Source organism: Arthrobacter sp. 01N442 (assembly GCF_056399345.1).
Window position 1 is genome coordinate 276,406 of the sequence record NZ_JBFTRD010000002.1, and the last position, 25,943, is coordinate 302,348.

The following is a 25,943-nucleotide window of genomic DNA, read 5'->3' on the forward strand; positions in this document are numbered from 1 at the left end:
TCGCCTAAAAGATATACCGCCACCTGCACACTATCGGCTCCGGACCGGGACGCCACGCCGGACAGACTAGAATAGAGGGCGGCCAACCGGCCGGATTCTAGGAAAGACCGACTAATGAACACACACACCATGCGGACGCAGGCCTCTGACGCCACGTCCATCAAGCTCTCGTTTGCCAGCGCGCACGAGGTCCACCATGGCCTCGAAAACGCCGTCAACACCCTCATCGCCTCGGCCATCCAGGACCGACGCTGCGGGATCCGGGTCACCCGCCACGAGCCGGGCGCCTACACCGTGGCGCTCGATGAGACCGTGCCGTTCGGCGAGACCCACGAGGACGTCGCCGCGTAGGCGCGCGTGCCGCGAACAGGCGAAGGGCCGGTGAGGAATTCATCCTCACCGGCCCTTTTCCGTACGCCTAGCTCCGACGCACCTGCACGCCGTCGGACTTCAGGAACAGTTGCGCTTCCGACGGAGTGCCCGGCACCAGCCAGAGCACGTTCCCGCTGGACGACACTTCCTCCACCTCGCCGGCAGTCAGCAGTTGTGCATGCTTGAGGATTTCCACCCGGTCCCCCGCCTTGAGGCTGCTCCAGTCGGAGACCGTGGCTGCGAACGCCGTGCGCCTGGACATGACCGTCCCGCGTGATTTCATGAACTTCTACCCCTTTGTAGGTTCGTCTTTTTAGCTTTGCTCCACAACGTCATTGGTGTGGGCTATCTCATATTTCTACTACACTTCCGGCGCCCCCGAGGGCCGTGTTGCCGAACATTTCGGGGACGCCGGAAAATGCCCGGCCGCCGCGTATTTTCTTTGCCGTCAGGCCAGATTTCCGACGGCGGATTCGGCGGCCGCACGCACCTTGCCGGAAGCCACGAGCACGTCCGCCGCTTCCAGCTCCGGCGAGAGGAACCGGTCGGTGCCCGGCCCCTGTACGACCTCGCGCAGTGCGGCGATCACTGCCGTGCCCGCGGGCCCCGGCGTCAGTTCACCGCCGGAGAGCTGCGTGCGGATATCCAGCGCCCGGGCCGAGGTCACGAGCTCGATCGCTAGGACCCTGCGCAGGTTCTCCACCGCGCGGCGCAGCTTCCGGGCCGCGTGCCAGCCCATCGAAACGTGGTCTTCCTGCATCGCCGAGCTCGGGATCGAGTCCACCGACGCCGGGACGGCCAGCCGCTTGTTGTCCGAGACGAGCCCGGCCTGGGTGTACTGGGCGATCATGAGGCCCGAGTCGACCCCGGGGTCCGAGGCGAGGAATGCCGGCAGCCCATGCGAGCGGGCCGGGTCCAGCATCCGGTCGGTCCGGCGCTCGGCGATGGAGGCAAGGTCCGCGACCGCGATGGCCAGGAAGTCCAGCACGTAGGCCACCGGGGCGCCGTGGAAGTTGCCGTTGGAGCTGACCCGGCCGTCCGGCAGTACCACCGGATTGTCGATTGCTGCGGCGAGTTCGCGGGAAGCGACCAGCGCGGCGTGATCCACGGTGTCGCGCACAGCACCGGCCACTTGGGGCGCGCAGCGCAGCGAGTAGGCGTCCTGGACCTTGGTGTCGTTGATCCGGTGCGAGGCCACGATCGGGGAGTTGGACAGCACGCGCAGCATGTTGTCCGCGGAGGCGGCCTGGCCCGGGTGCGGCCGTAGCGCGGCGTGCAGTTCGGGCAGGAACACCTGGTCCGTGCCGAGCAGGGCCTCGACGCTGAGCGCGGCGGTGATGTCCGCCGTCGTGAGCAGCTGCCGGATGTCCGCGATGGCCATCAGCAGCATGCCCAGCATGCCTTCGGTGCCGTTGACGAGGGCCAGGCCCTCCTTCTCCGCCAGCGTGACGGGTTCAATCCCGTGCGCCGCGAGGAGTTCCGCGACCGGCCGGGTGCCCTTCGCGCCGTACAGCGTGCCGTCGGGGCCGGTGGCTTCGCCTTCGCCCATCAGCACCAGGGCCACGTGGGAGAGCGGGGCGAGATCGCCCGAGCAGCCGAGCGAACCGAACTCGCGGACCACCGGGGTGATGCCGGCGTTCAGCACGTCCACCATGGTCTGCAGCACCACGGGCCGCACGCCCGTGCGGCCGGAGGCGAGGGTCTTGGCGCGCAGGAACATGATGCCGCGGACCACTTCGCGTTCCACAGCCGGGCCCATGCCGGCGGCGTGGCTGCGGATCAGCGACTTCTGCAGCTGGGTGCGCAGTTCGGTCGGGATGTGCCGGTTGGCCAGGGCGCCGAAGCCGGTGGAGATGCCGTAGGCGGGGGTCTCGCTGTGCGCGAGGCCGTCGATGTGGGCGCGGACCTTCGCGACGGCGTCGAGGGCGTCCTGGGCGATGGTCACCTGGGCGTCGTGGCGGGCGACGGCGACGACGTCCTCCGGGGTGACGCCGCTGGAGCCGAGGGTGACGGTGAGCGGCGAGTGGGTGGTGAGAGTCATTGCGGTGTTCCTAAATCTGGGGTCTGAGCCGGGCTCCCCCGTCGATTGCTCCGTAACGGCCCTTTTCAGGGCTCAAAACGGCGTTTACGGAGCAATCGACGGGGATTTCGGGGTCTTGGCTAGCGGGTTTCCGTCATGGGGATGCGGACGCCGCGTTCCTTGGCGACCTCGACGGCGCGTTCGTAGCCGGCGTCGGCGTGGCGGATGACGCCCATGCCGGGGTCGTTGGTGAGCAGGCGTTCGAGCTTCTGCGCCGCGAGGTCCGTGCCGTCCGCGACCGAGACCTGGCCGGCGTGGATGGAGCGGCCGATGCCGACGCCGCCGCCGTGGTGCAGGGAGACCCAGGTGGCGCCGGAGGCGGTGTTGAGCAGGGCGTTGAGCAGCGGCCAGTCGGCGATCGCGTCGGAGCCGTCGGCCATCGCCTCGGTCTCGCGGTACGGGGAGGCGACGGAGCCGGAGTCGAGGTGGTCGCGGCCGATCACGATGGGCGCCTTGACCTTGCCCTCCTTGACGAGCTGGTTGAACAGCAGGCCGGCCTTGGCGCGTTCGCCGTAGCCCAGCCAGCAGATCCGCGCCGGCAGGCCCTCGAATTCGACGCGCTCGGCGGCGGCGTCGATCCAGCGGTGCAGGTGCTTGTTCTCCGGGAAAAGCTCCTTGATGGCCGCATCCGTGACCGCGATGTCCTCCGGGTCACCGGACAGGGCCACCCAGCGGAACGGGCCCAGGCCCTCGCAGAACAGCGGCCGGATGTACGCCGGGACGAAGCCGGGGAACTCGAAGGCGCGCTCGTAACCGCCCTTGCGGGCCTCGTCGCGGATGGAGTTGCCGTAGTCGAAGACCTCGGCGCCCGCGTCCTGGAACTCGACCATGGCCTGGACGTGCTTGGCCATCGAGGCCTGGGCCTTCTTGGTGAAGCCTTCCGGGTCGGCCTCGGCTTCGCGGTGCCATTCCTGCACCGTGATGCCCTCCGGCAGGTAGCTCAGGGGGTCGTGGGCGGAGGTCTGGTCCGTGACGATGTCCACGGTGAGCTCGCCGGCGTTGTGGCGGCGGAGGATCTCCGGGAAGACCTCGGCGGCGTTGCCGACGTAGCCCACGGACCAGCCGCGGCGCTCCTCCTTGGCCTTCAGGACCTTGGCGATGGCGGCGTCGAGGTCGGTCTCGACCTCGTCGAGGTAGCGCTTGCCGGCGCGGCGGCGCAGCCGGGTCTCGTCGACGTCGACGATCAGGCAGGCGCCGTCGTTGAGGGTCACGGCGAGCGGCTGAGCGCCGCCCATGCCGCCGCAGCCGCCGGTGAGGGTCAGGGTGCCGGCGAGGGTGCCGTTCTCGTCCCCGGTGAGCTTGCGGGCGATCGCGGCGAAGGTCTCGAAGGTGCCCTGCAGGATGCCCTGGGTGCCGATGTAGATCCAGGACCCGGCGGTCATCTGGCCGTACATCATCAGGCCCTCGGCCTCGAGCCGGCGGAATTCGGGCCAGTTGGCCCAGTCACCGACGAGGTTGGAGTTGGCCAGCAGCACGCGCGGCGCCCACTCGTTGGTGCGGAAGACGCCCACCGGCTTGCCGGACTGGACCAGCAGGGTTTCGTCCTTTTCCATGGTTTCCAGGGTGCGGGTGATGGCGTCAAACGCGGCCCAGGACCGGACGGCGCGGCCGGTGCCGCCGTAGACCACCAGGTCGTCCGGGCGTTCGGCGACCTCGGGATCCAGATTGTTCATCAGCATGCGCAGCGGGGCTTCGGTCTGCCAGCTCTTGGCGGTGAGCTCGGTGCCGCGGGCTGCTTTGACCGGGCGGGCACCGGTGGTGAAATCGGCGGGTGCCATGGTGGCTCCTTCGTTGTCTTGGATGGTTCGCGGGAAGAGGTTCTGTATCAACTAAAGCCTGTCCGGAGCCCCGGATACAGAGGGTTTTGGAGGGCACTGTCCGGGATGCCAGACCCAACTGACTGGCAATAGTTGTCGCTTTGGAGCCCCAAAACGACAACTATTGCTAGCTAGTTGGGCTGGGGCGTCCGTAGATCCGGACCGAGAGATCGTCGGCGACCTTCTTGACCCTCGCGGCCAGCACCGGCCACTGGTCCGCGGGCAGTTTGTCCTCCAGGAATGTCACGGCGACGGCGGCCGTCGGCCAGCCCGCGTGGTCCGTGACGGCGGCCGCGATCGAGCCGAAGCCCGGCGTCACCTCGCCGTGTTCGGTGGCGTAACCGCGCTGCCGGACCTGGTCCAGGTGCGCAGAGAGCGTGGAGTACTTGGTGATCGGCGACTCAGTCTCATGCCGGGCGCTGAAAGCCGCGGCGTTCGGGTAGAGGGCCCGGACCTGGGACTTCGGCAGTGCGGCCAGGATCGCCCGGCCACTCGCCGTGAGGTGGCTGGGCAGCCGGACGCCGACGTCGGTCACGAGCGAGGGGCGGTTCTTGGCCCGCTCCTCGACGATGTAGAGCACGTCCCGGCCGTGCAGCACGGCCAGGTGGGCGCTCTCGCCGATCACGTCCACGAGCGTGGCGAGCATCGGCCGGCCGAGCCGGGACAGCGGTTCCTGGCGGGAATAGGCGGAGCTGAGCTCGAAGGCGCTGATGCCGAGCCCGTAGCGCTGCTCCTCATGCAGGTGCAGCACAAAGCCGTTCGCTTCCATGACGCCGAGCAGGTGGTAGACGCTGGAGCGCGGCAGGCCAAGCGAAGTGGCAATGTTCGACGCCGCCATGGGCCCGCGCTTGGACGCCAGCAGTTTCAGGATGCGCAGCGTGTTCTCCGCCGCCGGCACCTTGGAGGCCGGCCTGCCGGCTGCCGGTTTGGCGGCGGCGGGCTTGGCGGAGACGGGCTTGGCGGCGGCGGCCGGAGCCGCCTGCGGGACGGCAGGGCTGGCTCCCGCGGGCGGGGTGATGGTGCTGGCGGCTGGCATGTGTTCCTCTTCGTGTCGGGGGTGTCCGGTATCCCGTACTTAAGCATGCGCCCGGCGTTCGGGGTCCGGGGCCGCCCGTCAGTGCCCGATGTCTGGAATACCAGACATTAATGCCAAGTGCCGCGCGGGACTTCCGCCCCTAGCCCGGCCGTAGCGGCGGTGTTTCGCTGAATGAAGCCGTCGGAACACCAGGAGGACCGCCGTGCGCTGGATCGCAGGACTCTTCTTGATCGCCCACGGCCTGGTGCACCTCGCGATCTGGCTGCCGCGGCCGGACGCGAAGGCACCGTTCGACGTCGGCCGGTCCCCCTTTGCCGGGGAGGTGCGCCGGCTGGCTGTTGGGCTGGCCCTCGCCGCCGCCGCGGTGCTAGGGCTGGCCGGCCTGGGACTCTTGGTGGCGGCGCCATGGTGGGTGCCGGTAACCGTAGCCGGTGCAGGGATCTCGGCCGCCCTGCTGGTGCTCACCTTCAACCTGTGGTGGCTGATCGGGCTGGGCATCAACGCAGCCATCGTCGTCCTCGCCGTGCAGCAGACCGGGTGAGGGGCGTGGATACCCGGCGTCCGAACCTTCAGGGGGCGGGCCTGAAAGCGGTCAAGGCGGTCCATACCCTGGCGTGGTTCACGATCGAGGCGGCCATGGTCTACGTCCTCTACTCCGGCCTCCGGGGTCGCTCGGACCGGAGGGCGGCCGCCGCCGGGGCCGTGGTCTTCGCAGAAACCGCGGTCTTTGCGGGCAACGGCTTCCATTGCCCTCTGACTGCGGTGGCTCAACGGCTGGGAGACAGCACCGGCTCCGTCACGGACATCTACTTGCCGAAGTGGTTTGCCCACAACCTCCCGGCAATCCACGTCCCGCTGATTGCGCTGGCGGTGGCAGTCCACTGGCGAAACCTCCGCGGCCACGTCCGGCGCAGCCGGACGGGTTCAGCCGGGCAGCCGCTGACCGGGTATCCCCGCCAGCCATCCAAGTGGTTCCCGGCGAGGATGGGGTAAGTGTTACTCGTGTTGCTAGTGGGATGAGTTCGTAGAGTGGGCGGACGGGGGCGCCGGAACGAAGACGGTAAGGCTGGGGAGGCCGTCCACCGCGTTCCGGTCCCCCGCGAATAATCGTCGTTCGTAGGCAAGGATTCGCAGGCAAGGAGCAGCCCGATGCGCATTTCTCCAGCACAACCCATCGGCGCACAGCCCGCGCACCGGCAGCCGGCGCACCGAATTGCCCGGGTTTTGCGGCAGGCCGCACATCGCATCTACGAGGGACGCGTCCCGTTCCGGATCGGCCAGCTTGTGGTGGGCGACGACCCGTTCAACGGGCGGCGGGAGGGGACGGTCGAAGTCATCCGGGCCCCGTTCGTCGGGCTGCGCATCCCGGGAACGCCCGCCGGGACGCTGATGTTCTTCGACCACCGGAACGTACGGCACCCCGAATAGATCCGGGTTCGGACGGCCGGCAACAGGCGCCGGAACGCCGGCCCGAGCCCCGGCGCGGCTCATGCCTCCCGTTCGTCCCTCGGCCGGAAGTCGCCCGGCCAGTCGGACCTCCGGATCCGGCCGAGCTCCTGAACCGGCCCCAGATGCCCCCACTCGTCCCGGCCGAGCCGGGCCAGCGGCCCCAGCAGGTCAACCCGCGGGTGGCTGCCCTCCAGGACCTCGGCAGAGATTGCGGCGTGGGTGACTTCGCCGAACACCAGGACGCAGTCGCCGATCTCCAGCACGGAATGCAGCCGGCACTCCAGGGCCGCCGGCGACTCCGCCACCCGCGGCACGCTGACCGTCAGTCCGGCCTCCCGGGTGACGTGGGCGGCGTCGAACTCGCTGACGTCCGGCGGGAAATTGGTGCCGGTGGCGTTGACCTCGGAGAGGAAATCGGCTGGCGCAAGATTGACCACAAATTCGCCCCGCTCCGAGATGTTCCGCAACGTGTCCTTCCGGCCCACGGAGGTGAACTGGATGATCGGCGGGGTCACCGACGCGACTGTGAAGAAGGAATGCGGGGCGAGGTTGTCCACCCCGTCGGCGGAAGTGCTGGACACCCAGGCAATGGGACGGGGGACGACGACGGCGGTCAGCAGCCGATAAAACTCTGCGGAGGGCAATTCGGCGGGGCTGAAATCCTTGCGCATGCCCCCAGCCTAGTGGCACGCTCGGGCGGCCTCCCGGCGGCGCTAACGACTGACCCGCCCCGGACAGTCGAGTCCGGGGCGGGTCAGTGGTCTGACGGTCAGTCGTCAGCAGGCGGGCCGGCGGCCTAGCGGGCGGACCAGCCGCCGTCCATGGTGTAGCTGGCGCCGGTGACCATGCCGGCGTCGTTCGAGGCGAGCCACGCCACCAGCGAGGCCACCTCCTCGGGCTCGACAAGGCGCTTCACAGCCGCCTCGGTGAGCATGATCTTCGCCAGCACCTCGGACTCCGGGATGCCGTGCACCTTGGCCTGGTCCGCAATCTGCGATTCGACCAGCGGGGTACGGACATAGCCGGGGTTGATGCAGTTGGACGTGACACCGTGGGCACCGCCCTCCAGCGCCGTCACCTTGCTCAGCCCTTCCAGGCCGTGCTTGGCGGAGACGTAGGCGCTCTTGAACGGCGAGGCGCGGAGCCCGTGAACCGAGGACAGGTTGATGATCCGGCCGAAGCCGTTGGCGTACATGTGCGGCAGCGCGGCCCGGATCAGCAGGAACGGGGCCTCCAGCATGAGCGTGACAATGCGCCGGAAATCTGCCGGATCAAAGTCCTCGATCGGGCTGATCCGCTGGATCCCGGCGTTATTGACCAGAATGTCGCAATCCAGGCTGAGCGTCTGCAGCGCTTCGACGTCGAGTAGGTTCACCGCCCACGCGGTGCCCCCGACCTCGTCGGCCAGGGCGGTGGCGGCGGCTTCGTCGACGTCGGCAACCACCACCTTCGCACCCCGCGCGGCGAGGGCGCGGACGCTGGCTGCGCCGATCCCGCCCGCACCGCCGGTGACCAGTGCCTTGCGGCCGTTGAGCGTATTTTCCATTTCCCAGCCCTCCAGTTCAGAAATTCACGGTGATCAGATTCAAGCAGGTCGGAGCCGGATCAGCGCCCGGCCACAACCAGGCCCTCACGCTCGGCGTCGGCCCGGTCCACTTCCTCGAGGGCGATGCCCTTGGTTTCCTTGAGGCTGAGCACTGCCACCGTGGTGATGGCGCAGGCCACCACGAGGTAGATGGCGGTGGGCAGCCAGGAACCGGTGTCCTTGAGCCAGGCGGTGGCGAGCAGGGGCGCGAGGGAGCCGGCGAAAATCGAGGTGACCTGCGAGCCCAGCGAGACACCGGCGTAACGCATCCGGGTCGGGAACAGCTCCGACATCAGGGCCGGCTGGCCGGCGTACATGAACGCGTGCAGGCACAGGCCGATCGTCACGGCGAGCACGATGACCACCGGGTTGCGGGTGTCGAACATCGGGAAGGCGAAGAACGGCCAGGTGGCGCCGGTGATGGCGCCAACCAGGTAAACCGGCTTGCGGCCCCAGCTGTCCACGAGCCGACCCACCTGCGGGATGACCAGGAAGTGGATGAGGTGCGCGATCAGCAGGGCCAGCAGCAGGGAGGAAGTGTCGTACTTCTGGACGCTCTTGAGGTAGACAATCGCGAAGCTCACCACGAGGTAGTACATGATGTTTTCGGCGAAGCGGAGGCCCATTGCCTGCAGGATGCCCTTGGGGTACTTGCGGATGACTTCGCGGACGCCGTAGCTGGCGGCCTGCTCCTGCTCCAGCTGTGCCTTGGCTTCGAGGAAGATCGGGGACTCGGAGACGTTGGTGCGGATGTAGTAGCCGACGAACACGATCACGGCGGAGAGCCAGAACGCCACGCGCCAGCCCCAGCCGAGGAAATCCGCGGCGCTGAGCACGTTGGACATGATGAACAGGACGAGGGTGGCCAGCAGGTTGCCGACCGGAACGGCGGCCTGGGGCCAGCTGGACCAGAAGCCGCGGGACTCGTTCGGGCTGTGTTCGGCAACGAGCAGCACGGCGCCGCCCCATTCACCGCCCAGCGCGAAGCCCTGGATGAAGCGCAGCGCAACCAGCAGGGCCGGCGCGAGGTAGCCGAGGTCGGCGAAGCCCGGGAGGCAGCCCATCAGGAAGGTGGACACGCCGATGATGACGATGGTCAGCTGCAGGGTGGGCTTGCGGCCCAGCTTGTCGCCGATCTGGCCGAAGACGATGCCGCCGAGCGGGCGGGCGACGAAGCCCACGGCGTAGGTCAGGAACGCCTGGATGATGCCGTCCAGATCGTTGCCGGTGGCGGGGAAGAAGTACTTGCCGAACACCAGGGTGGCGGCGGTGGCGTAGAGGAAGAATTCGTACCACTCTACGACGGTGCCGACCATTGAAGCGGCGACGATTTTCTTGAGGCCTGCACCCTTGGTGGCTGCGGCGGGGGGTGTTGCGGAGCGTTGGTCTACGCTCATTTAGATCTCCTTAGTGTCCACGATGACACGCGCTGTGATGCACGGCACTGAAAATGGGCCTCATCGAGTATTGCCGCACATTTTGCGGGGTTCAATGGCCAAAGCGGCACGATGTATGTGCAGAATTGCAGATATGAATGCAAACCCCGATGACCTTCTAGTGCTGCTGGCGGTCTCGCGCTCGGCCAAATTCACGACGGCGGCCCAGGTCCTGGGCTTGAACCACACCACGGTTTCCCGCCGGATCGCGGCCTTGGAGAAGGCCCTCGGCGGCCGCGTGCTGTCCCGGGCCTCGGGCGGCTGGGAACTGACGGAACTTGGCGCCGCGGCGGTCGCCGTCGCCGAGCAGGTGGAGGGTGCGGTGCGCTCGCTCGAAAAGCCAGGGACGACGCCGGATCCCGTCACCGGCGTGGTGCGGATGACGGCCACCGACGGCTTCAGCGCCTACATCGCGGCCCCTGCGGTAGCCCGGCTGCGCCGCGACCACCCCGGGCTCAGCGTGGAGATCATCACGGTGACCCGGCGGGCTCTGCAGCAGCGCTCGGGGCTGGACATCGAGGTGGTGGTGGGCGAGCCGCAGGTCCACCGGGCCGAGGCGGCACGGCTCGGCGACTACATGCTGGGCATGTACGCCTCCCGGAGCTACCTGGCCGAGTACGGGACCCCGCAGTCGGTGGATGAACTGAAGGAGCATCCGCTGGTCTACTTCGTGGACTCCATGCTCCAGGTTGATGACCTCGACGCGCCCCGCCGGCTGGTTCCGACCATGCGGGACGGGCTGAGCTCCACCAACGTCTTTGTGCACGTGGAGGCCACCCGCGCGGGGGCCGGAATCGGCTTCCTGCCCTGCTTCGCCGCGGACCTGCATCCGGACCTGGTCAGGCTGCTGCCGGGTGAGTTTGCCGAACTGCTCCCCTACTGGATGGTCCTGCGGCCGGACTCGATGCGCCGGCCCGCCGTCGCCGCCGTCGTACAGGCCCTGCGTGAGCAGACCGACGCGCACCGCGAGGCACTCATGGGCCGAGCCGGCTACGCATCGGTTGCTCCGTAGACGCCGTTTTGGGCCCGCAAAAGGGCGTCTACGGAGCAGCCGACGGCGATGGGGCGTCCGGCGACGTTGGGGCGTCCGGCGCAGGCGGGTCGTGGCGGACCGCGGCGCCGGCCGCGAAGGCCCGCACCTTGGAGTCATGCCAGATGTGGGCCGGCACCGCACCACCCAGCAGGCGCCGCGCGAGGCCGGGGTCGTCCTCGAACGGAACGTCGCTGCCGGCGATGATCATGTTGCCGTAGCGCCGGCCTTTGAGCATGGCCGGGTCGGCGATGATCACGGTGTGCGCGAAGGCCGCCGCAATGGTGGCCGCATCCTCGCGCGCGTTGGCCAGGGCGGGGGCGTCGCCGGAGTTCACCAAGTAGATCCCGCCGTCCGCCAGGACCCGCTTGGCGTGGGCGGTGAACTCGGCGGTGGTCAGCGGCCGCGGGGTGACGGATCCGGCGAAGACGTCCCGGATGATGAGGTCCCGCGTCTGCGGCGTGAGGCTCTCGGTGACCTCGCGGGCCTCCCCCACCCGCAGGCGCAGCAGCGGCGCCTTGGGCAGGTCGAACCAGCCGCGGACGTACTCGGCGAGTTTGCCGTCCAGCTCCACCACCACCTGGCGGGCGTCCGGATAGGCAGCGTGGAAGTAGCGCGCCAGCGAGCAGGCCCCGCCGCCAAGGTGCAGGGCGCGCAGCTTGGGCCCGGCCGCGGGCGGCCAACGGGACTCCACCAGCGCGGCGATCCAGCGCATGTACTCAAAGTCGAGGAAGAGCGGGTCTGCGAGGTCGATGTGGGAGCTCATGACGCCGTTGATCCGCAGCAGCCAGCCGGTCGAATTGTCCTGGTCGGGGATCAGCTCGCAGTCGCCGGTGTCGATGTAGTACACGCCTGCGGCAGGGCCGTCGGGGCGGCTGCCCTTCGGCACTTCCACCACTCCGGGCGCTGCATTCGCGGCATTTCGGCCTGCCGCCCTGCCCCGCTTTGCCATCAGCCGTCCGCCGTTCCGCTCATGCTTCAACCCTAGCGGGGCGCCGGCGATCGGATTTCAGAATCTCCTTGCAATCAATTTGGAAGCGTGCTTAGTATCGGATAGTAATCATGCTTACTATTCGCGTTCGGCGCGGCTGGTTTTACTTACCGGCCGCAGATCTACAAGGAAAGAGAGCGACGATGACAGAGAACCAGTGGCCCCAGGACGGCAGCTACGGTACCCCGACGGCGACGCAGCGCACCGCGTACGACGCAGAGCCGGAACTGCGCCAGAGCTCGACGTTCCCGCCCGCGTCCACCGAGGCGCCCTCGAAGACGGATGCCGCCAAGGGCGAAGCCGTCGAAGTCAAGCAGCAGGCCGCGGAATCGGCCCAGAACGTCACCGAGACCGCGAAGGCCGAAGCGGCCAACGTGGCCGGCGAGGTCAAGAGCAACGCCAGGGATCTCCTGCACCAGGCACGCACCGACCTCACCGCGCAGGCCGGCACGCAGCAGCAGAAGGCTGCCGAAGGCCTGCGTTCGATCTCCAGCGAGCTGCACACCATGGCGGCCGCCTCGGATCAGCCGGGCGTCGCGACGGATCTGATCCGGCAGGCCGCCGAGCGCTCCTCCTCCGTGGCGACCTGGCTCGATAACCGCGACCCCGGATCCCTGCTCAACGAGGTCAAGTCCTTTGCCCGCCAGCGCCCCGGCACCTTCCTGCTGGCCGCTGCCGGCGCCGGCATCCTGGCCGGCCGCCTCAGCCGCAGCCTTAGCGCCGGGGCACCGGAGACGACGTCCACCGGTTCCGCCGTCACCGCCGGGACACCCGCGCAGTACACGCCCCCGGTGACCCGGGTGCCCGATGCCGGCGTCGCGGTCCCCCCGCCGCCGGTCACCTACCCGGAGACCACGACGGCGGGTGTTGCGGACACGTACCCGCCCAGCCCCCTGGAGGGTTCCGGTGTCCAGGCCGACCCGTGGTCCAACGATCCGCTCGCAGCCGGCTCATTCACGGACGAACCGGCAGCCAACGACCCGCTCGCGGCCGACCCGTACCGCATTGACCCGGCCATCGACCCCGACCGTAAGGATCCGTTCGACGGAGGCCGTCGATGAGCAACGAGATGCCCATGGGCGCCCCGATGCCTCCCACCGAGGCCCATGTGAAAGCCGAGACCAACTCCCTGGGCGACCTGCTCGGCGACGTCACGCGGGACATGTCCACCCTGATGCGTCAGGAAGTGGAGCTCGCCAAGGCCGAACTGAAGCAGACCGCCGGCCGGGCCGGCAAGGGCAGCGGAATGTTCGCTGGCGCCGGCGTCGCGGGCCACTTCGTCCTGCTGTTCCTCTCCCTCGCCCTCTGGTGGGGCCTCGGAACCCTGATGGGACTGGGCTGGTCCGGCGTCGTCGTCGCGATCCTCTGGGGCATCATCGGCGCCGTCCTGGCCTCGATGGGCCGCAAGGAACTCAAGGCTGTCAAGGGCATGCCGCAGACCGCGGAAACCCTTCAGGAAATCCCCCCGACCCTCAAGCCCAGCCACTAGAGCGAGGAAAACACAATGAGTGAAAACCCGGATGCCATCCGCGCCGACATTGAAGCAACCCGCGCCAGGCTCGGCACGAACGTCGACGCCGTGGCCGACAAGGTGACCCCGTCGCACATCGTCCAGCGCCAGACTGACAAAGTGAAAGACGCCGTCTTCGGAGTGAAGGAGAAAGTTATGGGAGCAGCCGACCACACCGCCGGCAACGTCCATTCCGCCGGCGGCAGCGCCGCCTCGCACCTGAACGACGCCGGCTCCGCCGTCGCCGACGCACCGCACCTGGCCAAGACCAAAACGCAGGGCAACCCGCTCGCCGCGGGCCTGATCGCCTTCGGCGCGGGCCTGCTGGTGTCCTCGCTGATCCCGGCGAGCACCAAGGAACGGGAAGCAGCGGACGCCCTGAAGTCAGCTGCCGAGCCGCTCACCACCGAGCTCACCGACGCCGCCAAGCACGTGGCCGAGGGACTCAAGGAGCCGGCCCAGGAAGCCATGGAGAACGTCAAGGCCACGGCCACCGACGCCGCCCAGAACGTCAAGGGCGAAGGCCAGAGCGCCGTCGCCGATGTGAAGGACCGTGCGGCCGACGCCAAGGACAACGTCCAGCAGGCCTAGCCCCACCCGCAAGACGGCCGGTTGCCCTCGCTGACGCGCTGGGCGGCCGGCCGCTGCGCTTAACCACGAAAGAAGATTCCGATGGCCAAGAACCTCACCCGGGCGGAAACTGGCTCCATGGACGACGCCGAAACCCCCGAGAGCAGCACTGCCAAGGCCCGCACCGCGCCCGCCTCTGACGACGCACGCAAGCCGGACCGCCCCACCGATGTCACCAAACCTTCCTGGAAATACATCGCCAAGAAGACCGTGCGGGAATTCACCAAGGACCAGTGCCCCGACCTCGCCGCGTCGCTGACCTACTACGCCGTGCTCTCAATCTTCCCCGCACTGCTGGCGCTGGTGTCCCTGCTGGGTATCTTCGGGGACGCCCAAAAGACCACCTCCGCCCTGCTCGACGTCGTCAAGGGGTTCGCCCCGGGCGACACCGTCAAGACCATCGGCCCGGTGGTTAGCGAACTGGCAAGCTCTTCGGCTGCCGGCATCACGCTGGTCATCGGCCTCCTCACCGCCCTCTGGTCGGCATCCGGCTACGTGGGCGCCTTCGGTCGGGCCATGAACCGGGTGTACGAGATCGACGAGGGCCGGCCCTTCCTTAAGCTCCGCGGCACCATGCTCGGCGTTACGGTCGTCAACCTGCTGATCGTCGTCGTACTGGCCGCGATGCTCGTGCTGAGTGGCCCGGTAGCGGAGTCGGTCGGAAACATCATCGGCCTCGGCGGAGCGTTCCTGGCTGTCTGGAACATCGCCAAATGGCCGGTCATGCTAGCGCTCGTCATTGTGGCGATTGCGGTCCTCTACTACGCCACCCCCAACGTCAAGCAGCCCAAGTTCCGCTGGATGAGCATGGGATCGGCCATCGCCCTGGTGGTCTTCCTGCTGGCTTCCCTCGCCTTTGGCTTCTACGTGGCCAACTACAGCAGCTACAACAAGACCTACGGTGCGATCGGCGGCGTCATCATCGCGCTGCTCTGGCTGTGGATCCTGAACATGTCGCTGCTGTTCGGCGCCGAGTTCGACGCCGAGACCGAGCGCGGACGCCAGCTCCAGGCCGGCATCGAGGCCGAGGAAACCATCCAGCTGCCGCCGCGCGACACGAAGAAAAGCGACAAACTGCAGGCCAAGGAAGAAGAGGACATCCGCCGCGGACGGGAGCTACGGGAAGAACACGCCGCAGCCGAGCGGGCAGGGGACCAAAGCCCCTAGCCGTCCCGACCCCCACCGGCTCTACTGGGGGGACGCACCGCTGGGGGGTGCTACGTCCGCCTAACCGGGAGGATCCATGCCGGCACCCGCAGCAGGTTCCGGGAGCGCCGCAGTCGCAGTGGGCTACGACGGCTCCGAGGCCTCTCAACTCGCCGTCCGCTGGGCCGCCGACCATGCCGCCATCCGGGGCCTCCCCCTGCGGGTGGTCCACGCCTGGGTCTGGCCGATGTTCACCAAGGACCTGGGACCGGTCAGGGGTGTGGCCGGCAGCGGGCTGCGGCATTCCGCCGAGACCATCCTCGCCGAGGGCGTGGGGCTGGTGCACGGCGTCGACCCCGGACTCGCCGTCGACGGCGTCATGGAAGCCGGCCTGCCCGCACAGGTCCTGCGCCAGGCCGCCGCGGGTGCCTCCCTGCTCGTGGTGGGGAGCCGCGGCATCGGCGGCGTGCTCGGGCATCTGGCCGGGTCGGTCTGCCTGGACCTGGCCGGCGCCGCCCCGTGCCCGCTCATGGTGGTCCGCCGCCCGCATCTGCCCGGCCGGCCCGTCGTCGTCGGCGTCGACGCCGCAACGCCCACCTCGTCGCTGCTCGCGGACGCCGCCCGCCTCGCCGCCGCGGTGGAGGCGGAGCTGCAACTGGTCCACGTGGATCCGGACCCCGGCGGGAGCCCGGCGGAGCATGGACGGCATGCACCGCTCCACGGAGCGGAACTGTTGGAATACCTCCTCGGCGAGGCAGCCAGGCTCGCGCCCGGGCTGGCACTCTCCGGCACCTTGAAGGAGGGCCGTGCAGCGGCCAAGGAACTGGTGGATGCCGCCGAAGACGCGGATGTGCTGGTGCTCGGCACCCACAACCGCGGCGGAGGCATCGGCAATACCGTCTCCGCGGTGCTGCACAAGGCGGCCTGCAACGTCATGATCACGCGCTGATTCCGACCCGGGGATCGCTGCCTCCACGGCCCGGTCCGGAAGAGCAGCCAGAAAGGGGGCTCCGTGCGAGCCTGGTGGGTAGCGCATCCGGGGCCAATCGCGTCAGGCCCGCTGGTGTCCGGCGAGCGCCCGGCCCCCGTCCCCGGCCGCGGCGAAATCCTGCTCCGGGTGCGGGTGTGCGGGGTATGCCGCACGGACCTGCACCTGGCCGAAGGAGAGCTGGCACCCCGGCGGTCCGGCGTCGTTCCCGGGCACGAAGTTATCGGCGAGGTGATCAGCGCGGGCCAGGGCGCGGACCGCTTCCGCCCCGGCGAGCGGGCCGGGGTGGCGTGGCTCGGCGGCACCTGCCGCTCCTGCCGGTTCTGCCTGCGCGGGCAGGAAAACCTGTGCCTGTCGCCCACCTTCACTGGCTGGGACCGCGACGGCGGCTATGCCGAACTCATTACCGTCGCCGAGGACTTCGCCTACCGGGTTCCCGAGGTCTTCTCGGATGAGCAGGCGGCCCCCCTGCTTTGTGCCGGCATCATCGGCTACCGGGCACTCCTTCGAGCGGAACTGCCCATCGGCGGCCGGCTGGGCATCTACGGCTTCGGCGCCTCGGCCCACCTCGCCGCGCAGCTTGCGCTCTACCAGGGCGCCCGGGTCTACGTCATGACGCGGTCGCCGGAAGCACGCCGCCTCGCCCTGGAGCTCGGGGCCACCTTTGCCGGCGGCGCGGACGAGGAGCCACCGGACCCGCTCGACGCCGCCATCCTTTTCGCCCCCGCCGGGGAGCTGGTTCCGCCGGCGCTGAGGGCCCTGGACCGGGGCGGGACCCTCGCCGTCGCCGGCATCCACCTCAGCGACATCCCGCCCCTGAACTACGCCGCCGAGCTTTTCCAGGAACGCCAGCTGCGCAGCGTCACCGCCAACACCAGGGCCGACGGGGAGGAATTCTTCCGCCTCGCCGCGGAGATCCCCCTCCGCCCGACCACCGTGGCCTACCCCTTCGACGCCGCTGACCAGGCGCTGCGGGACCTGGCCGGGGACCGGGTGACCGGCGCCGCCGTCATCCGCGTGGCCCCCTAGGCAGTCCCCGCCCAACTGGCTCGCAGTTGTTGTCGTTTTGAGGGCGCAAAACGACAACAAGTGCCAGCTAGTTGGGTGCGGAATCGGCGCGGCGGAACTCGTGCTGCTCGCCGGCCCGCAGCAGCACCTTCCGGGTGCCCACCCGGACCAGCACGGGGGCTGCGTCCCCGGGGGCCGCGGAGACCAGCAGCCGGTCCGTCTCCAGATGCACCGCCAGCAACTGGTCGCGATAGCGGACCTGGAAGTCGACCCGGCGGAGTTCGGCCGGGAGCCGGGGCGTGAAGTCGAGGGCATCCCGGGTGATCCGCAGGCCGGCGAAGCTGCGCTGGACGACGTCGATCGAACCGGCCATGGCGCCGAGGTGGATGCCCGAGCTCGTGGTGCCGCCCTGGGTGTCGTCCAGGTCCGCGTCCAGGGCTTCGCGGAACGTAGCCCAGGCCTGCTCCGGGTCCCGCTGCGCGAGCACCGAGGCGTGCGCCACCCGGCTGAGCGTGGAGCCGTGGGCGGTCCGGGCCAGGTAGAAGTCCACGGTCGCGGCCATCTGGGCTGCGGTGACGGTGTAGCCCATCCGGCCCAGGAACCCCAGGAGCTGGTCCTCGCCCAGGACGTAGAGCAGCATCAGGACGTCGGCCTGTTTGGCCAGCCGGTAGTGGTTGGTGCTGTCGCCTTCGGCTTCCAGGATGAGGTCCAGCCGCTCGATGTTGCGGTAGCTGCGGCGGTAGTGGTTCCAGTCCAGTTCCCGGAGCGCGCCGTAGCCGGCGAACTGGCTGATGATCCCGTCCCCGTGGAAAGGCACGAACATGCGCCGGCTCAGCCGCGCCCAGCCGGCGATCTCCGCGGCCGTGATGCCGAGCCGGGCCCGGAGATCCTCCATGTCGAACCCCTGGACGGACTGCATGATCCATTCGGCCTGGTCGAACACCCAGGCGGCCATGATGTTGGTGTAGGCGTTGTCGTCCAGGCCGCCGCCCGGGTTGGCCTGGGTTCCGGTGTGATACTCGTCCGGGCCCATGACGCCCCTGAGGTGGAACCGGTCGTCGGTGGGGTCGTAGTCCGCCATCGAGGCGAACAGGCGCGCGACGTCGACAATGAGTTCCGCGCCGTGCTGGGTCAGCCAGCCGCGGTCCTGCGTGGCCTCGAAGTACTGCCAGGCGTTGTAGGCCACGGCCAGGCCGACGTGGCGCTGGAGGTGGGAGTAGTCCGGCATCCAGTGGCCGGAGAGCTTGTTGTAAAGCAGTTTGGGCGTCTGCTCCGTGCCGTCGCTGCCGCTCTGCCAGGGGAACAGCGCGCCCCGCAGACCCGCAGCCCGCGCGGCGTCGCGGGCGGTGCCGAGCCGTCGCCAGCGGTAGTCGATCAGCTCCCGGGCCAGCGAGGGCAGCCGGGAGTTCAGCACCGGCAGCACGAACAGCTCATCCCAGAAGACGTGCCCCCGGTAGCCCTCCCCGTGCAGTCCGCGGGCCGGTACGCCCGCGTCCAGCTCCGCGGTGTGCGTGGTCAGCGTCTGCAGCAGGTGGAAGACGTGCAGGTTCAGGATCAGCTGCGCCTGCGACGGCGCGTCGGATTCGATGATGAACGGTGCCAGCAGCAAGGCCCAGGCCTTCTCGTGCCCCGCCAGCAACGTCTCGAAGCTGCCCGTACGCGCGAGCACCGCTTCCGCCCCCGTCAGCGGGGAGGAGACGGCGTGGTCACGCGAGCTGGCGACCCCCACGGTCTTGGTCACGGTGATCGCCGTCCCGTCCGCCGCCGGCACGTCGAAGCGGTGCGTGTACAGGCCGCCGAGCTGCTCGAAGACGGAGTTGGCCGGGCCGGACACGTCGGTGCGCAGCGCCAGGGCGATGCCGATCCGGCTCTGGCTGGTCTGCACCTGGACCTTGAGCACGACGGCGTCTTGGCCGCCGGCGTCTTGCCCGCCGGCGGACTCGGTCACCCGCACCGCCGTCAGGTGCCGGCTGGATAACTGTGCGTCCTCCGGGACGTTGGAATTGGTCACGTCGGTGTCGCAGCCGCTGCGGACGCTGATGCTGCCGCTCCAGCCGTCGGCGGTCAGCACCGTTTCCAGCGCGGCGAGGTGCGGCTCCGCCATCGAAACGAGCCGGCGCTGCACCAGCTTCAGCCGCCGCCCGGCGTCGTCCTCCAGCAAGGCCTCCCGGGTGAGCAGGGCGCGTTTGAGGTCCAGCGTGCGGCGTTCCTGCCGGAGCGCCAGGCCGCCGTCGGACCACCAGGCGCCGTCCTCGATCCGCAAGTCCAGGTGCAGCCAGTCCGGGATATTGACCATGTGCTCGTCCACCGTCGCTTGCCCCTCGACAACGCTGGCCAGCCTGTTGTAGACCCCCGCCAGGTAGCTTCCGGGATAGTGGATTTCGCCGCCGCGGTGTTCCGGAGCCGCACCCCGGGTGGCCATGTATCCATTGCCCAGCGTGGTGAGGGCTTCGCGGTGGCCTTCATGGGCCGGGTCGAAACCCTCGTAGACGAGCAGCCAGGGGTGGGTGATGACTAGGCCGATGTCCAGTTCGCTGACGTCTTCGACCACAATGTCCGCGCCGGCAGCCTCCAATTCGGCCCGCCGGCCGGTCCGGTCGATCCCGACGACCAGCCCGAAGCCGCCACGGCTGCCCGCTTCCACCCCGGCGACCGTCCCTTCGATGACCATGGCCCGGCCGGGCGGGATGTCCAGCCGCCGGACCGCTTCCAAGGCCAGGGCCGGTGACGGCTTACCGGGAATGGCCTGCCGCAGTGCCGCCTGCCCGTCCGCGACATGGTCGAAAAAGTCTTCCAGTCCGACGGTGGCGAGCAGCGCGGCCGCGTTTGGGGCGGACGTAGCCAGCAGCACCGGAATCCGGCCGGCCCGGAGCCGTTCCAGCAGGGCCAGGGTCCCCGGGAAGGCCCGCGGCGGTTGGCCGCGCAGCAGTTGCCTGAACAGTTCGTCCTGGCGTTTCCCGAGGCCGAACGCCGTCCAGTCGTCCGGACCGTCGGCGGGCGAACCGGGCGGAAGCGGCACGCCTCGCGAGGCCAGGAACGCCGAGGCACCGTCGTCGGCTGTCCGGCCTTCGATGTACCGCCGGTAGTCGGCGTCGGTGAGCGGGGCCCGGCGGGCGCGCGGCGGCAGCCGGTGGTCCCGGAAGACATCCTCGAGGAGCCGCTTCCAGGCGGCGGCGCGGAGCTCGGCGGTGTCGAGCACCACCCCGTCCAGTTCGAAGACCACCGCGTCGACGGGCGCCAGCGCAGCTGCAACTGTGGGCGACTCCGTCATGCGTCATTCGTACCAGTCATCCCGGTCCCAGAACAGTGGCGCCCGGCCCGGTTTCCGGCGATCAGCCAAGGAGCGCGTCGAGGGTCGTGAAGCCGTAGCCAGCCTGGCGGATCCGGTTGATGAGTTGCGGCAGCGCGTCGGCGTCCAGGGTGCTGCCGTCGTCGGGGTTGGAGCCGATATGCATCAGGACGATCTCCCCCGGTTGCAGCCCGGCGAGCGTGCGGTCGATGACGAGCTGTGCCGTGACGCCGCCGCTGGTGCCTTTCCAGCCGAGCGTGTCCACGGTCCAGCGGACCGCCAGATAGCCCCGCGCGTTCACGGCCGCGATGGTCCGTGCGTCGCGTTCGCCGAACGGGAAGCGGAACAGCGGCCGGGAATCCGCTCCCCCGGCAGCGATGGCGGCCTGCGCTCCGGAGAGTTGCTGGGCGATCTGGGCATCGCTAAGGGTGGTGAACCCCGGATGCGTCATCGAGTGGTTGCCCACCCGGTGGCCCGCCGCCACGATCGAGGCGACGCCCGCGGGGTTGGCGCTGGCCCAGTTGCCGGTGAGGAAGAAGGTTGCCCGCACTCCGGTGTTGCCGAGGGTGCGCAGGATGCTGGGCAGGCCCGCCGAGTTGGCCCCGGCGTCGAAAGTCAGGGCAACCACGGGTCCGGCGCCGGGGATGACCTCGACGTCGGCGCCCCTCAGGGAGGCGGGGAACGGGGCCGGTGGCGGTACGGGTGGCGGGGCTGGCGGTGGCACCGGGACCACGGGCGCCGTCGTGGCCGGCGGCGGGGCGGGAGCCGCGCTCGACGACGGGAGCGGCGTGGACGGCCTGGCGGGCGTGGTGCTGCGCGTAGCGCTGGGCGAGGGACGCGGCGTGGTGCTTGGCGCCGTTGTTGCCGTAGCTGGGGTGGAGGCGCTGGCAGCGGGAGTCGTAGGCGGAGCGGCGCCCGGCGGTTCCCGGGACAGGAGCAGCGCGGTCACGACGGCGGCGGCCAGCAGCAGCGCCGCCGCCAGCAGCACCGCCAGCCGGCGCCGGTCACCGGCGAAGATCGACCACATGCTTCACCGTGGCACCACAGGTCCCAGCGGGGTAGGGCTGAAAGACCCCGCGGACGACCTTCCCTGGCGCGAACGGACTTGGCGCCGTAACTCCGCGGGGCGGGACTCGCAAGGGCCCGTTGGGCCCCGGGGAGCGGCGGGCTGCGCAGTAGGATGCAAGTAGTCGCAGACGACAGGTCCTGCGCGAGGAACGAGGCGGGACAGCCGTGAAAATTGCGCTCCGGTATCCGCTTGTCGCGGGCACGGTGGTTGCCCTCCTGGCGGTGGTATTGCTGCTTGCCGCCGGGCAGGAAGATGTCGCGCGGATCGCCGCCAGCATCTACGCGCTGGCTGTGGCGGCGTACCTCGCCTTCGGCATGGTCCGTCGGCTGCTCGGCGGCCAGTGGGGCATCGACATCCTGGCCGTCACCGCCATTGTCAGCACCGTGCTGGTGGGCGAATTTGTCGCCTCCATGATCATCGTGCTCATGATGGCCGGCGGCACCGCCCTCGAGGACTACGCCGCCGGCCGGGCCAAGAAGGAACTGACGTCCCTTCTGGAACGCGTCCCGCAGACGGCCCACCGGGAGCGCAACGGCGACGCCGCCGGGACCCGCGCCGCCGACACCGATGGCCAGCACGAGGACGTGGCGGCCACCGACGTCGAGGTCGGCGACATCCTGCTGGTGCGCCCCGGCGAGGTAGTGCCGCTGGACGGCATCCTGCTCTCCGAGTCCGGGACTTTCGACGAATCCTCGCTTACCGGGGAGAGCCTGCCGGTGGAGCGCGCCGCCGGGGAGGGCCTGATGAGCGGGGCCCTGAACGGCGAAGCGGCCATCCGGATGCAGGTCACAGCGCGGATGGAGGATTCGCAGTACAGCCGGATCGTCGCGCTGGTGAAGGAGGCGGCCGAGAGCAAGGCTCCGATGGTCCGGCTGGCCGACCGCTATGCCGTCCCGTTCACCGCCCTCGCCTACCTGCTGGGAGCCCTGGGCTGGATCATCAGCGGCAGCCCGGTCCGCTTCGCCGAGGTGCTGGTGGTGGCAACGCCCTGCCCGCTGCTGATCGCCGCGCCGGTGGCCTTCCTCGGCGGCATGAGCCGCGCCGCGCGTGGCGGCATCATCGTCAAATACGCCGGCGTCCTGGAGCAGCTGAGCCGGATCAAAACGGTCGCCTTCGACAAGACCGGCACCCTCACCCACGGCCGGCCGTCCCTCGTGGCGGTCCGGACCGCGGGCTCCTTCACCGAGGCCGGCGTCCTTGGGCTGGCCGCGTCCGCCGAACAATATTCCTCCCACGTGCTGGCCGCCTCCGTTATGGACGCGGCCCGGGCCCGCGGGCTGGTCTTCGAGACCGCCACGGAGGCCAACGAATTCGCCACCCACGGCGTCCGGGCGCGCTTCGACGGCCGGGACGTCGTGGTCGGGAAACCCAATTTCGTGGCGGAATCGGCCTCCGGCGTCCTGGAAACCGAGCTGGCCAGCGGCGAACTCGCCATCTACGTGGGCGTGGCCGGGGAGTTCGCGGGTGCCCTCGTGATGAGCGATCCGATCCGCGGCGAAACCCGCCGCACCCTGGCCGAGCTCCGGGACCTCGGCGTCACCGAGACGGTAATGCTGACCGGCGACGCCCTCGCCACCGCCGAGCACATCGCGGCCGAAGCCGGGCTGACCGATATCCGGGCCGAGTGCCTGCCGCCGGACAAGGTCGAGGCGGTGCGCGCCCTCCCCCTCCGTCCGGTCATGATGGTCGGCGACGGCGTCAACGACGCCCCCGTCCTGGCCGTCGCCGACGTCGGGATCGCGATGGGGGCGCGGGGATCGACGGCGGCCGGCGAGTCAGCCGACATCGTGATCATCCTGGACGACCTGTCCAAGGTGGCGTCGGCCGTGCGGATCGGCCAGCGCACGGTGAAGGTGGCGCTGCAGAGCATCTGGATCGGCATCGCACTGAGCGTGGCGCTGATGCTGGCGGCCGCCGCGGGGTATGTCCCTGCCATCGCCGGCGCCCTCTCCCAGGAAGTGGTGGACCTCGCCACCATCCTGAATGCGCTCCGAGCCCTGCGCTCCGGGGCGCCAAGGGGCGCGGGCCGGGCAGCCGGGGCTATCCCCCGGACGCCAGCCTCTCGGCTTCCGCGATCCGCGGGACGGTCCTGAGGTAGCTGTCCGGGTTCAGCGAGATCGAGTCGATACCCTCGCCCACCAGGAACGCCGCGAACTCCGGGTGGTTGCTGGGGCCCTGGCCGCAGATGCCAATCTTGATCCCGGCCGCGTGCGCCTTCCGGATCGCCTCGCTGATCATCGCCATCACGGCCTCGTCGCGTTCGTCGAACAACGCTGCCAGCTGCGCCGAATCCCGGTCCACGCCGAGGACCAGCTGGGTGAGGTCGTTTGAGCCGATCGAGAAGCCATCGAAGCGGGTGGCAAACCGCTCGGCCAGAACCACGTTGGAGGGGATCTCGCACATCATGTAGACCTGCAGGCCGTTTTCGCCGCGGACCAGGCCGTTTTCCGCCATCACGGCCAGCACCTTGTCCGCCTCCTGCGGTGTCCGGCAGAACGGGACCATCACGATGATGTTGCTGAAGCCGAGCCGCTCCCGGACCCGTTTCAGGGCCATGCATTCGAGCGCGAAGCCCTCGCGGTACCGCTCGTCGTAGTACCGGGAGGCGCCGCGGAAGCCGAGCATCGGGTTCTCCTCGGCCTCCTCGAAGGCGGCGCCGCCGATCAGGTGCGCGTACTCGTTGGTCTTGAAGTCGCTGAGCCGCACGATCACCGGGTGCGGGTGGTAGGGCGCGGCGATCTTCGCAATGCCCAGTGCCAGGGTGTCCACGAAATAGTCCTTCGGATCGGCGTAGCCGGCCGTGAGTTCGCTGATCTGCGCGGCCTCCTGCGGATCCGTGACACGGTCCGGGTGCACGAGCGCCATCGGATGGACCCGAATCAGGGCGCTGATAATGAATTCCATCCGGGCCAGCCCGACGCCGTCCGCCGGCAGCCGCCACCACTGGAAGGCGGCCGCGGGGCTGGCGATGTTGACCATGACTTTGGTGCGCGTCTCCGGCAGGTTCCCCAGGTCCACGTCCTCGGTTTCGAACGCGAGGCTGCCGGCATAGACGCGGCCCGTATCGCCCTCGGCGCAGGACAGGGTGACGGCCTGGTCCTCGGCCAGGACACCGGTGGCGTTGCCCGTCCCGACGACGGCGGGCACCCCCAGTTCCCGGCTCACGATTGCCGCGTGGCTGGTGGGGCCGCCGTGGTCGGTGACGATCCCGGCCGCCCGCTTCATGATGGGCACCCAGTCCGGATCAGTCATTTCGGTGACCAGGATGGCGCCGTCACGGAACTTGTCGATGTCGGCGGCGCTGCGGATCACGCAGGCGCTCCCCTGCGCGATCGAGTCGCCGATCGCCGCCCCGCTCACCAGCACCGTTCCGGTTTCCAGCAGGTGGTGCAGGGTGAAGCGGGAACCGGTCTTCTGAGACTGCACCGTCTCCGGCCGCGCCTGGACCATGAAGAGTTCGCCGGTCTCGCCGTCCTTGGCCCATTCCATGTCCATCGGCCGGCGGTAGTGCTCCTCGACGCTGACGGCCCAGCGCGCCAGGGTGAGGATCTCGGCGTCGGCGAGGACGAAGGCACGGCGTTCCGCGGCCGAGGTGTCGACGGTGCGGGTGCGGGCGTGGCCGCCGCGGCTGTAGACCATCTTCTGCGCCTTGGAGCCAAGGCTCTTCTCGATGATCGGGCTGACTTCCGCCGCTGGTGCCGCTTCTCCCGTCGCTTCCGTCGCCTCAGCCAGGAGAGGCTTGAAGACGAGGTATTTGTCCGGGTTGATCGTGCCTTGGACCACGGTCTCGCCGAGGCCCCAGGCCGCGCTGATCACGGCCGCGCGCGGGAAGCCGGAGTCCGTGTCGATCGAGAACATCACCCCGGAGGCGCCGACGTCGGAGCGCACCATCCGCTGGACCCCGATGGAGAGCGCGACGTCGAGGTGGTCGAAGCCCTTGACCTCCCGGTAGCTGATCGCCCGGTCCGTAAACAGCGAGGCGTAGCAGCGCCGGCAGGCGTCCAGCAGTTCCCGCTCGCCGGCGACGTTCAAGAAAGTCTCCTGCTGCCCGGCGAAGCTGGCATCGGGCAGGTCCTCGGCGGTGGCGCTGCTGCGTACCGCGACGGACAGCCGCTCGGACCCGGCGCGCTGGCCCAGCTCATGGTAGTGCGAGCGGATGGAGTCGGCGATGTCCCGGGGAAAATCGCTGGCCAGGAACAGTTCCCGGATGGCCTCCCCGGTTTCGCGCAGCGTCGCGTCGCCGGAGCGGTAGGCCAGGATCCGCGAGCGCATCGCCGGTTCAATCCCGTTCGCCGCGACGAAGGTCCGGTATGCCGCGGCGGTGGTGGCGAAGCCGTCCGGGACCCGGACGCCCCGGGCCTTGAGGGACTGGATGAGTTCGCCCAATGACGCGTTCTTGCCGCCGACCTGCGGGACGTCGCCCATGCCGATCTCTTCAAACCACTTCACGTGTTCGGGCATGCGGGGCTCCTTGGTCGTTTGTCTACCAATGCCCTGATCCTGCGTC

Annotated in this window: 23 protein-coding genes; 12 read left to right on the forward strand and 11 right to left on the reverse strand. The window is 69.4% G+C overall.

The genetic code is table 11. The annotated features are described in order from the left end of the window. Positions 1 to 114: 114 nt before the first annotated feature. Entirely contained in the window at positions 115 to 351 is a 237-nt protein-coding gene (locus tag AC1DNC_RS03680; RefSeq protein WP_476861203.1) for a hypothetical protein, read from the forward strand. A gap of 67 nt (positions 352 to 418) precedes the next feature. Here AC1DNC_RS03680 and AC1DNC_RS03685 read toward each other — a convergent pair whose 3' ends face one another. From AC1DNC_RS03685 to AC1DNC_RS03700, 4 genes are all read right to left on the reverse strand, one after another. After that, positions 419 to 655, reverse strand: a complete 237-nt coding sequence (locus AC1DNC_RS03685; RefSeq protein WP_476861204.1) for a hypothetical protein — start codon at positions 653 to 655, stop codon at positions 419 to 421. A gap of 165 nt (positions 656 to 820) precedes the next feature. Beyond that, positions 821 to 2,413 carry a histidine ammonia-lyase gene (gene hutH, locus AC1DNC_RS03690; RefSeq protein ID WP_476861205.1) on the reverse strand — a complete coding sequence of 531 codons (1,593 nt, stop codon included), beginning with the start codon at positions 2,411 to 2,413 and terminating at the stop codon, positions 821 to 823. 119 nt (positions 2,414 to 2,532) lie between these two features. Continuing rightward, a complete protein-coding gene (locus AC1DNC_RS03695; protein ID WP_476861206.1) occupies positions 2,533 to 4,230 on the reverse strand; it encodes a urocanate hydratase in 1,698 nt (565 codons plus the stop codon). 166 nt (positions 4,231 to 4,396) lie between these two features. After that, entirely contained in the window at positions 4,397 to 5,305 is a 909-nt protein-coding gene (locus tag AC1DNC_RS03700) for an IclR family transcriptional regulator (RefSeq protein ID WP_476861207.1), read from the reverse strand. 202 nt (positions 5,306 to 5,507) lie between these two features. On the opposite strand from AC1DNC_RS03700, the gene AC1DNC_RS03705 reads away from it, so the two are divergent. The 3 genes from AC1DNC_RS03705 to AC1DNC_RS03715 all read left to right on the forward strand — a co-directional run bounded on the left by AC1DNC_RS03705 (position 5,508) and on the right by AC1DNC_RS03715 (position 6,733). Continuing rightward, entirely contained in the window at positions 5,508 to 5,846 is a 339-nt protein-coding gene (locus tag AC1DNC_RS03705; protein WP_476861208.1) for a hypothetical protein, read from the forward strand. A gap of 5 nt (positions 5,847 to 5,851) precedes the next feature. Next, a complete protein-coding gene (locus AC1DNC_RS03710) occupies positions 5,852 to 6,298 on the forward strand; it encodes a hypothetical protein (protein ID WP_476861209.1) in 447 nt (148 codons plus the stop codon). A 156-nt stretch (positions 6,299 to 6,454) separates the two neighbouring features. Further along, a complete protein-coding gene (locus AC1DNC_RS03715; RefSeq protein WP_476861210.1) occupies positions 6,455 to 6,733 on the forward strand; it encodes a hypothetical protein in 279 nt (92 codons plus the stop codon). A 59-nt stretch (positions 6,734 to 6,792) separates the two neighbouring features. On the opposite strand, the gene AC1DNC_RS03720 is transcribed toward AC1DNC_RS03715, so the two are convergent. The 3 genes from AC1DNC_RS03720 to AC1DNC_RS03730 form a co-directional block, all read right to left on the reverse strand. After that, positions 6,793 to 7,425, reverse strand: a complete 633-nt coding sequence (locus AC1DNC_RS03720; protein ID WP_476861211.1) for a flavin reductase family protein — start codon at positions 7,423 to 7,425, stop codon at positions 6,793 to 6,795. 125 nt (positions 7,426 to 7,550) lie between these two features. After that, positions 7,551 to 8,300, reverse strand: a complete 750-nt coding sequence (locus tag AC1DNC_RS03725) for a 3-hydroxybutyrate dehydrogenase (protein ID WP_175322546.1) — start codon at positions 8,298 to 8,300, stop codon at positions 7,551 to 7,553. Between the two features lie 59 nt (positions 8,301 to 8,359). Further along, a complete protein-coding gene (locus AC1DNC_RS03730) occupies positions 8,360 to 9,736 on the reverse strand; it encodes an MFS transporter (RefSeq protein WP_476861212.1) in 1,377 nt (458 codons plus the stop codon). Positions 9,737 to 9,869: 133 nt separating this feature from the next. Between AC1DNC_RS03730 and AC1DNC_RS03735 the strand changes: the two genes are divergently transcribed. Then, entirely contained in the window at positions 9,870 to 10,787 is a 918-nt protein-coding gene (locus AC1DNC_RS03735) for a LysR family transcriptional regulator (RefSeq protein WP_476861213.1), read from the forward strand. A 28-nt stretch (positions 10,788 to 10,815) separates the two neighbouring features. Here AC1DNC_RS03735 and AC1DNC_RS03740 read toward each other — a convergent pair whose 3' ends face one another. After that, positions 10,816 to 11,757 carry a spermidine synthase gene (locus AC1DNC_RS03740; RefSeq protein ID WP_476861214.1) on the reverse strand — a complete coding sequence of 314 codons (942 nt, stop codon included), beginning with the start codon at positions 11,755 to 11,757 and terminating at the stop codon, positions 10,816 to 10,818. Positions 11,758 to 11,939: 182 nt separating this feature from the next. Here AC1DNC_RS03740 and AC1DNC_RS03745 point away from each other — a divergent pair, with 182 nt between their 5' ends. From AC1DNC_RS03745 to AC1DNC_RS03770, 6 genes are all read left to right on the forward strand, one after another. Further along, positions 11,940 to 12,857, forward strand: a complete 918-nt coding sequence (locus AC1DNC_RS03745) for a hypothetical protein (protein WP_476861215.1) — start codon at positions 11,940 to 11,942, stop codon at positions 12,855 to 12,857. Next, positions 12,854 to 13,285 (forward strand): phage holin family protein, encoded by a 432-nt coding sequence (locus AC1DNC_RS03750; RefSeq protein ID WP_476861216.1) that lies wholly within the window; start codon positions 12,854 to 12,856, stop codon positions 13,283 to 13,285. Before AC1DNC_RS03745 ends, AC1DNC_RS03750 begins: the two co-directional genes overlap by 4 nt. Positions 13,286 to 13,300: 15 nt before the next feature. After that, on the forward strand, positions 13,301 to 13,897 hold the full coding sequence (locus AC1DNC_RS03755; RefSeq protein WP_476861217.1) for a DUF3618 domain-containing protein: 597 nt from the start codon (positions 13,301 to 13,303) through the stop codon (positions 13,895 to 13,897). A gap of 81 nt (positions 13,898 to 13,978) precedes the next feature. Continuing rightward, positions 13,979 to 15,103 (forward strand): YihY/virulence factor BrkB family protein, encoded by a 1,125-nt coding sequence (locus tag AC1DNC_RS03760; RefSeq protein ID WP_476861218.1) that lies wholly within the window; start codon positions 13,979 to 13,981, stop codon positions 15,101 to 15,103. 76 nt (positions 15,104 to 15,179) lie between these two features. Next, positions 15,180 to 16,031 (forward strand): universal stress protein, encoded by an 852-nt coding sequence (locus AC1DNC_RS03765; protein ID WP_476861219.1) that lies wholly within the window; start codon positions 15,180 to 15,182, stop codon positions 16,029 to 16,031. A gap of 63 nt (positions 16,032 to 16,094) precedes the next feature. After that, complete coding sequence (locus AC1DNC_RS03770; RefSeq protein ID WP_476861220.1) at positions 16,095 to 17,099, forward strand: zinc-dependent alcohol dehydrogenase family protein; 1,005 nt, start codon at positions 16,095 to 16,097, stop codon at positions 17,097 to 17,099. Positions 17,100 to 17,166: 67 nt separating this feature from the next. Here AC1DNC_RS03770 and AC1DNC_RS03775 read toward each other — a convergent pair whose 3' ends face one another. Together AC1DNC_RS03775 and AC1DNC_RS03780 are read right to left on the reverse strand one after the other, a co-directional pair. Further along, on the reverse strand, positions 17,167 to 20,349 hold the full coding sequence (locus tag AC1DNC_RS03775; protein WP_476861221.1) for an HAD family hydrolase: 3,183 nt from the start codon (positions 20,347 to 20,349) through the stop codon (positions 17,167 to 17,169). A gap of 61 nt (positions 20,350 to 20,410) precedes the next feature. Then, complete coding sequence (locus AC1DNC_RS03780; RefSeq protein ID WP_476861222.1) at positions 20,411 to 21,394, reverse strand: polysaccharide deacetylase family protein; 984 nt, start codon at positions 21,392 to 21,394, stop codon at positions 20,411 to 20,413. Positions 21,395 to 21,600: 206 nt separating this feature from the next. On the opposite strand from AC1DNC_RS03780, the gene AC1DNC_RS03785 reads away from it, so the two are divergent. Continuing rightward, positions 21,601 to 23,529: a heavy metal translocating P-type ATPase gene (locus tag AC1DNC_RS03785; protein WP_476861223.1), complete on the forward strand. Its 1,929-nt coding sequence runs from the start codon at positions 21,601 to 21,603 to the stop codon at positions 23,527 to 23,529. Here the strand turns inward: AC1DNC_RS03785 and ppsA are convergent. After that, positions 23,477 to 25,897: a phosphoenolpyruvate synthase gene (gene ppsA, locus AC1DNC_RS03790; protein WP_476861224.1), complete on the reverse strand. Its 2,421-nt coding sequence runs from the start codon at positions 25,895 to 25,897 to the stop codon at positions 23,477 to 23,479. The genes AC1DNC_RS03785 and ppsA overlap by 53 nt on opposite strands. Between the last annotated feature and the right edge of the window lie 46 nt (positions 25,898 to 25,943).

Excerpts from the sequence above, each read along its gene's own strand:
- AC1DNC_RS03680 (WP_476861203.1), top strand. The coding sequence starts at position 115 with ATGAACACACACACCATGCGGACGCAGGCCTCTGACGCCACGTCCATC.
- AC1DNC_RS03685 (WP_476861204.1), bottom strand. The coding sequence starts at position 655 with ATGAAATCACGCGGGACGGTCATGTCCAGGCGCACGGCGTTCGCAGCC.
- hutH (WP_476861205.1), bottom strand. The coding sequence starts at position 2,413 with ATGACTCTCACCACCCACTCGCCGCTCACCGTCACCCTCGGCTCCAGC.
- AC1DNC_RS03695 (WP_476861206.1), bottom strand. The coding sequence starts at position 4,230 with ATGGCACCCGCCGATTTCACCACCGGTGCCCGCCCGGTCAAAGCAGCC.
- AC1DNC_RS03700 (WP_476861207.1), bottom strand. The coding sequence starts at position 5,305 with ATGCCAGCCGCCAGCACCATCACCCCGCCCGCGGGAGCCAGCCCTGCC.
- AC1DNC_RS03715 (WP_476861210.1), top strand. The coding sequence starts at position 6,455 with ATGCGCATTTCTCCAGCACAACCCATCGGCGCACAGCCCGCGCACCGG.
- AC1DNC_RS03720 (WP_476861211.1), bottom strand. The coding sequence starts at position 7,425 with ATGCGCAAGGATTTCAGCCCCGCCGAATTGCCCTCCGCAGAGTTTTAT.
- AC1DNC_RS03725 (WP_175322546.1), bottom strand. The coding sequence starts at position 8,300 with ATGGAAAATACGCTCAACGGCCGCAAGGCACTGGTCACCGGCGGTGCG.
- AC1DNC_RS03730 (WP_476861212.1), bottom strand. The coding sequence starts at position 9,736 with ATGAGCGTAGACCAACGCTCCGCAACACCCCCCGCCGCAGCCACCAAG.
- AC1DNC_RS03735 (WP_476861213.1), top strand. The coding sequence starts at position 9,870 with ATGAATGCAAACCCCGATGACCTTCTAGTGCTGCTGGCGGTCTCGCGC.
- AC1DNC_RS03740 (WP_476861214.1), bottom strand. The coding sequence starts at position 11,757 with ATGGCAAAGCGGGGCAGGGCGGCAGGCCGAAATGCCGCGAATGCAGCG.
- AC1DNC_RS03745 (WP_476861215.1), top strand. The coding sequence starts at position 11,940 with ATGACAGAGAACCAGTGGCCCCAGGACGGCAGCTACGGTACCCCGACG.
- AC1DNC_RS03750 (WP_476861216.1), top strand. The coding sequence starts at position 12,854 with ATGAGCAACGAGATGCCCATGGGCGCCCCGATGCCTCCCACCGAGGCC.
- AC1DNC_RS03755 (WP_476861217.1), top strand. The coding sequence starts at position 13,301 with ATGAGTGAAAACCCGGATGCCATCCGCGCCGACATTGAAGCAACCCGC.
- AC1DNC_RS03760 (WP_476861218.1), top strand. The coding sequence starts at position 13,979 with ATGGCCAAGAACCTCACCCGGGCGGAAACTGGCTCCATGGACGACGCC.
- AC1DNC_RS03765 (WP_476861219.1), top strand. The coding sequence starts at position 15,180 with ATGCCGGCACCCGCAGCAGGTTCCGGGAGCGCCGCAGTCGCAGTGGGC.
- AC1DNC_RS03775 (WP_476861221.1), bottom strand. The coding sequence starts at position 20,349 with ATGACGGAGTCGCCCACAGTTGCAGCTGCGCTGGCGCCCGTCGACGCG.
- AC1DNC_RS03780 (WP_476861222.1), bottom strand. The coding sequence starts at position 21,394 with ATGTGGTCGATCTTCGCCGGTGACCGGCGCCGGCTGGCGGTGCTGCTG.
- ppsA (WP_476861224.1), bottom strand. The coding sequence starts at position 25,897 with ATGCCCGAACACGTGAAGTGGTTTGAAGAGATCGGCATGGGCGACGTC.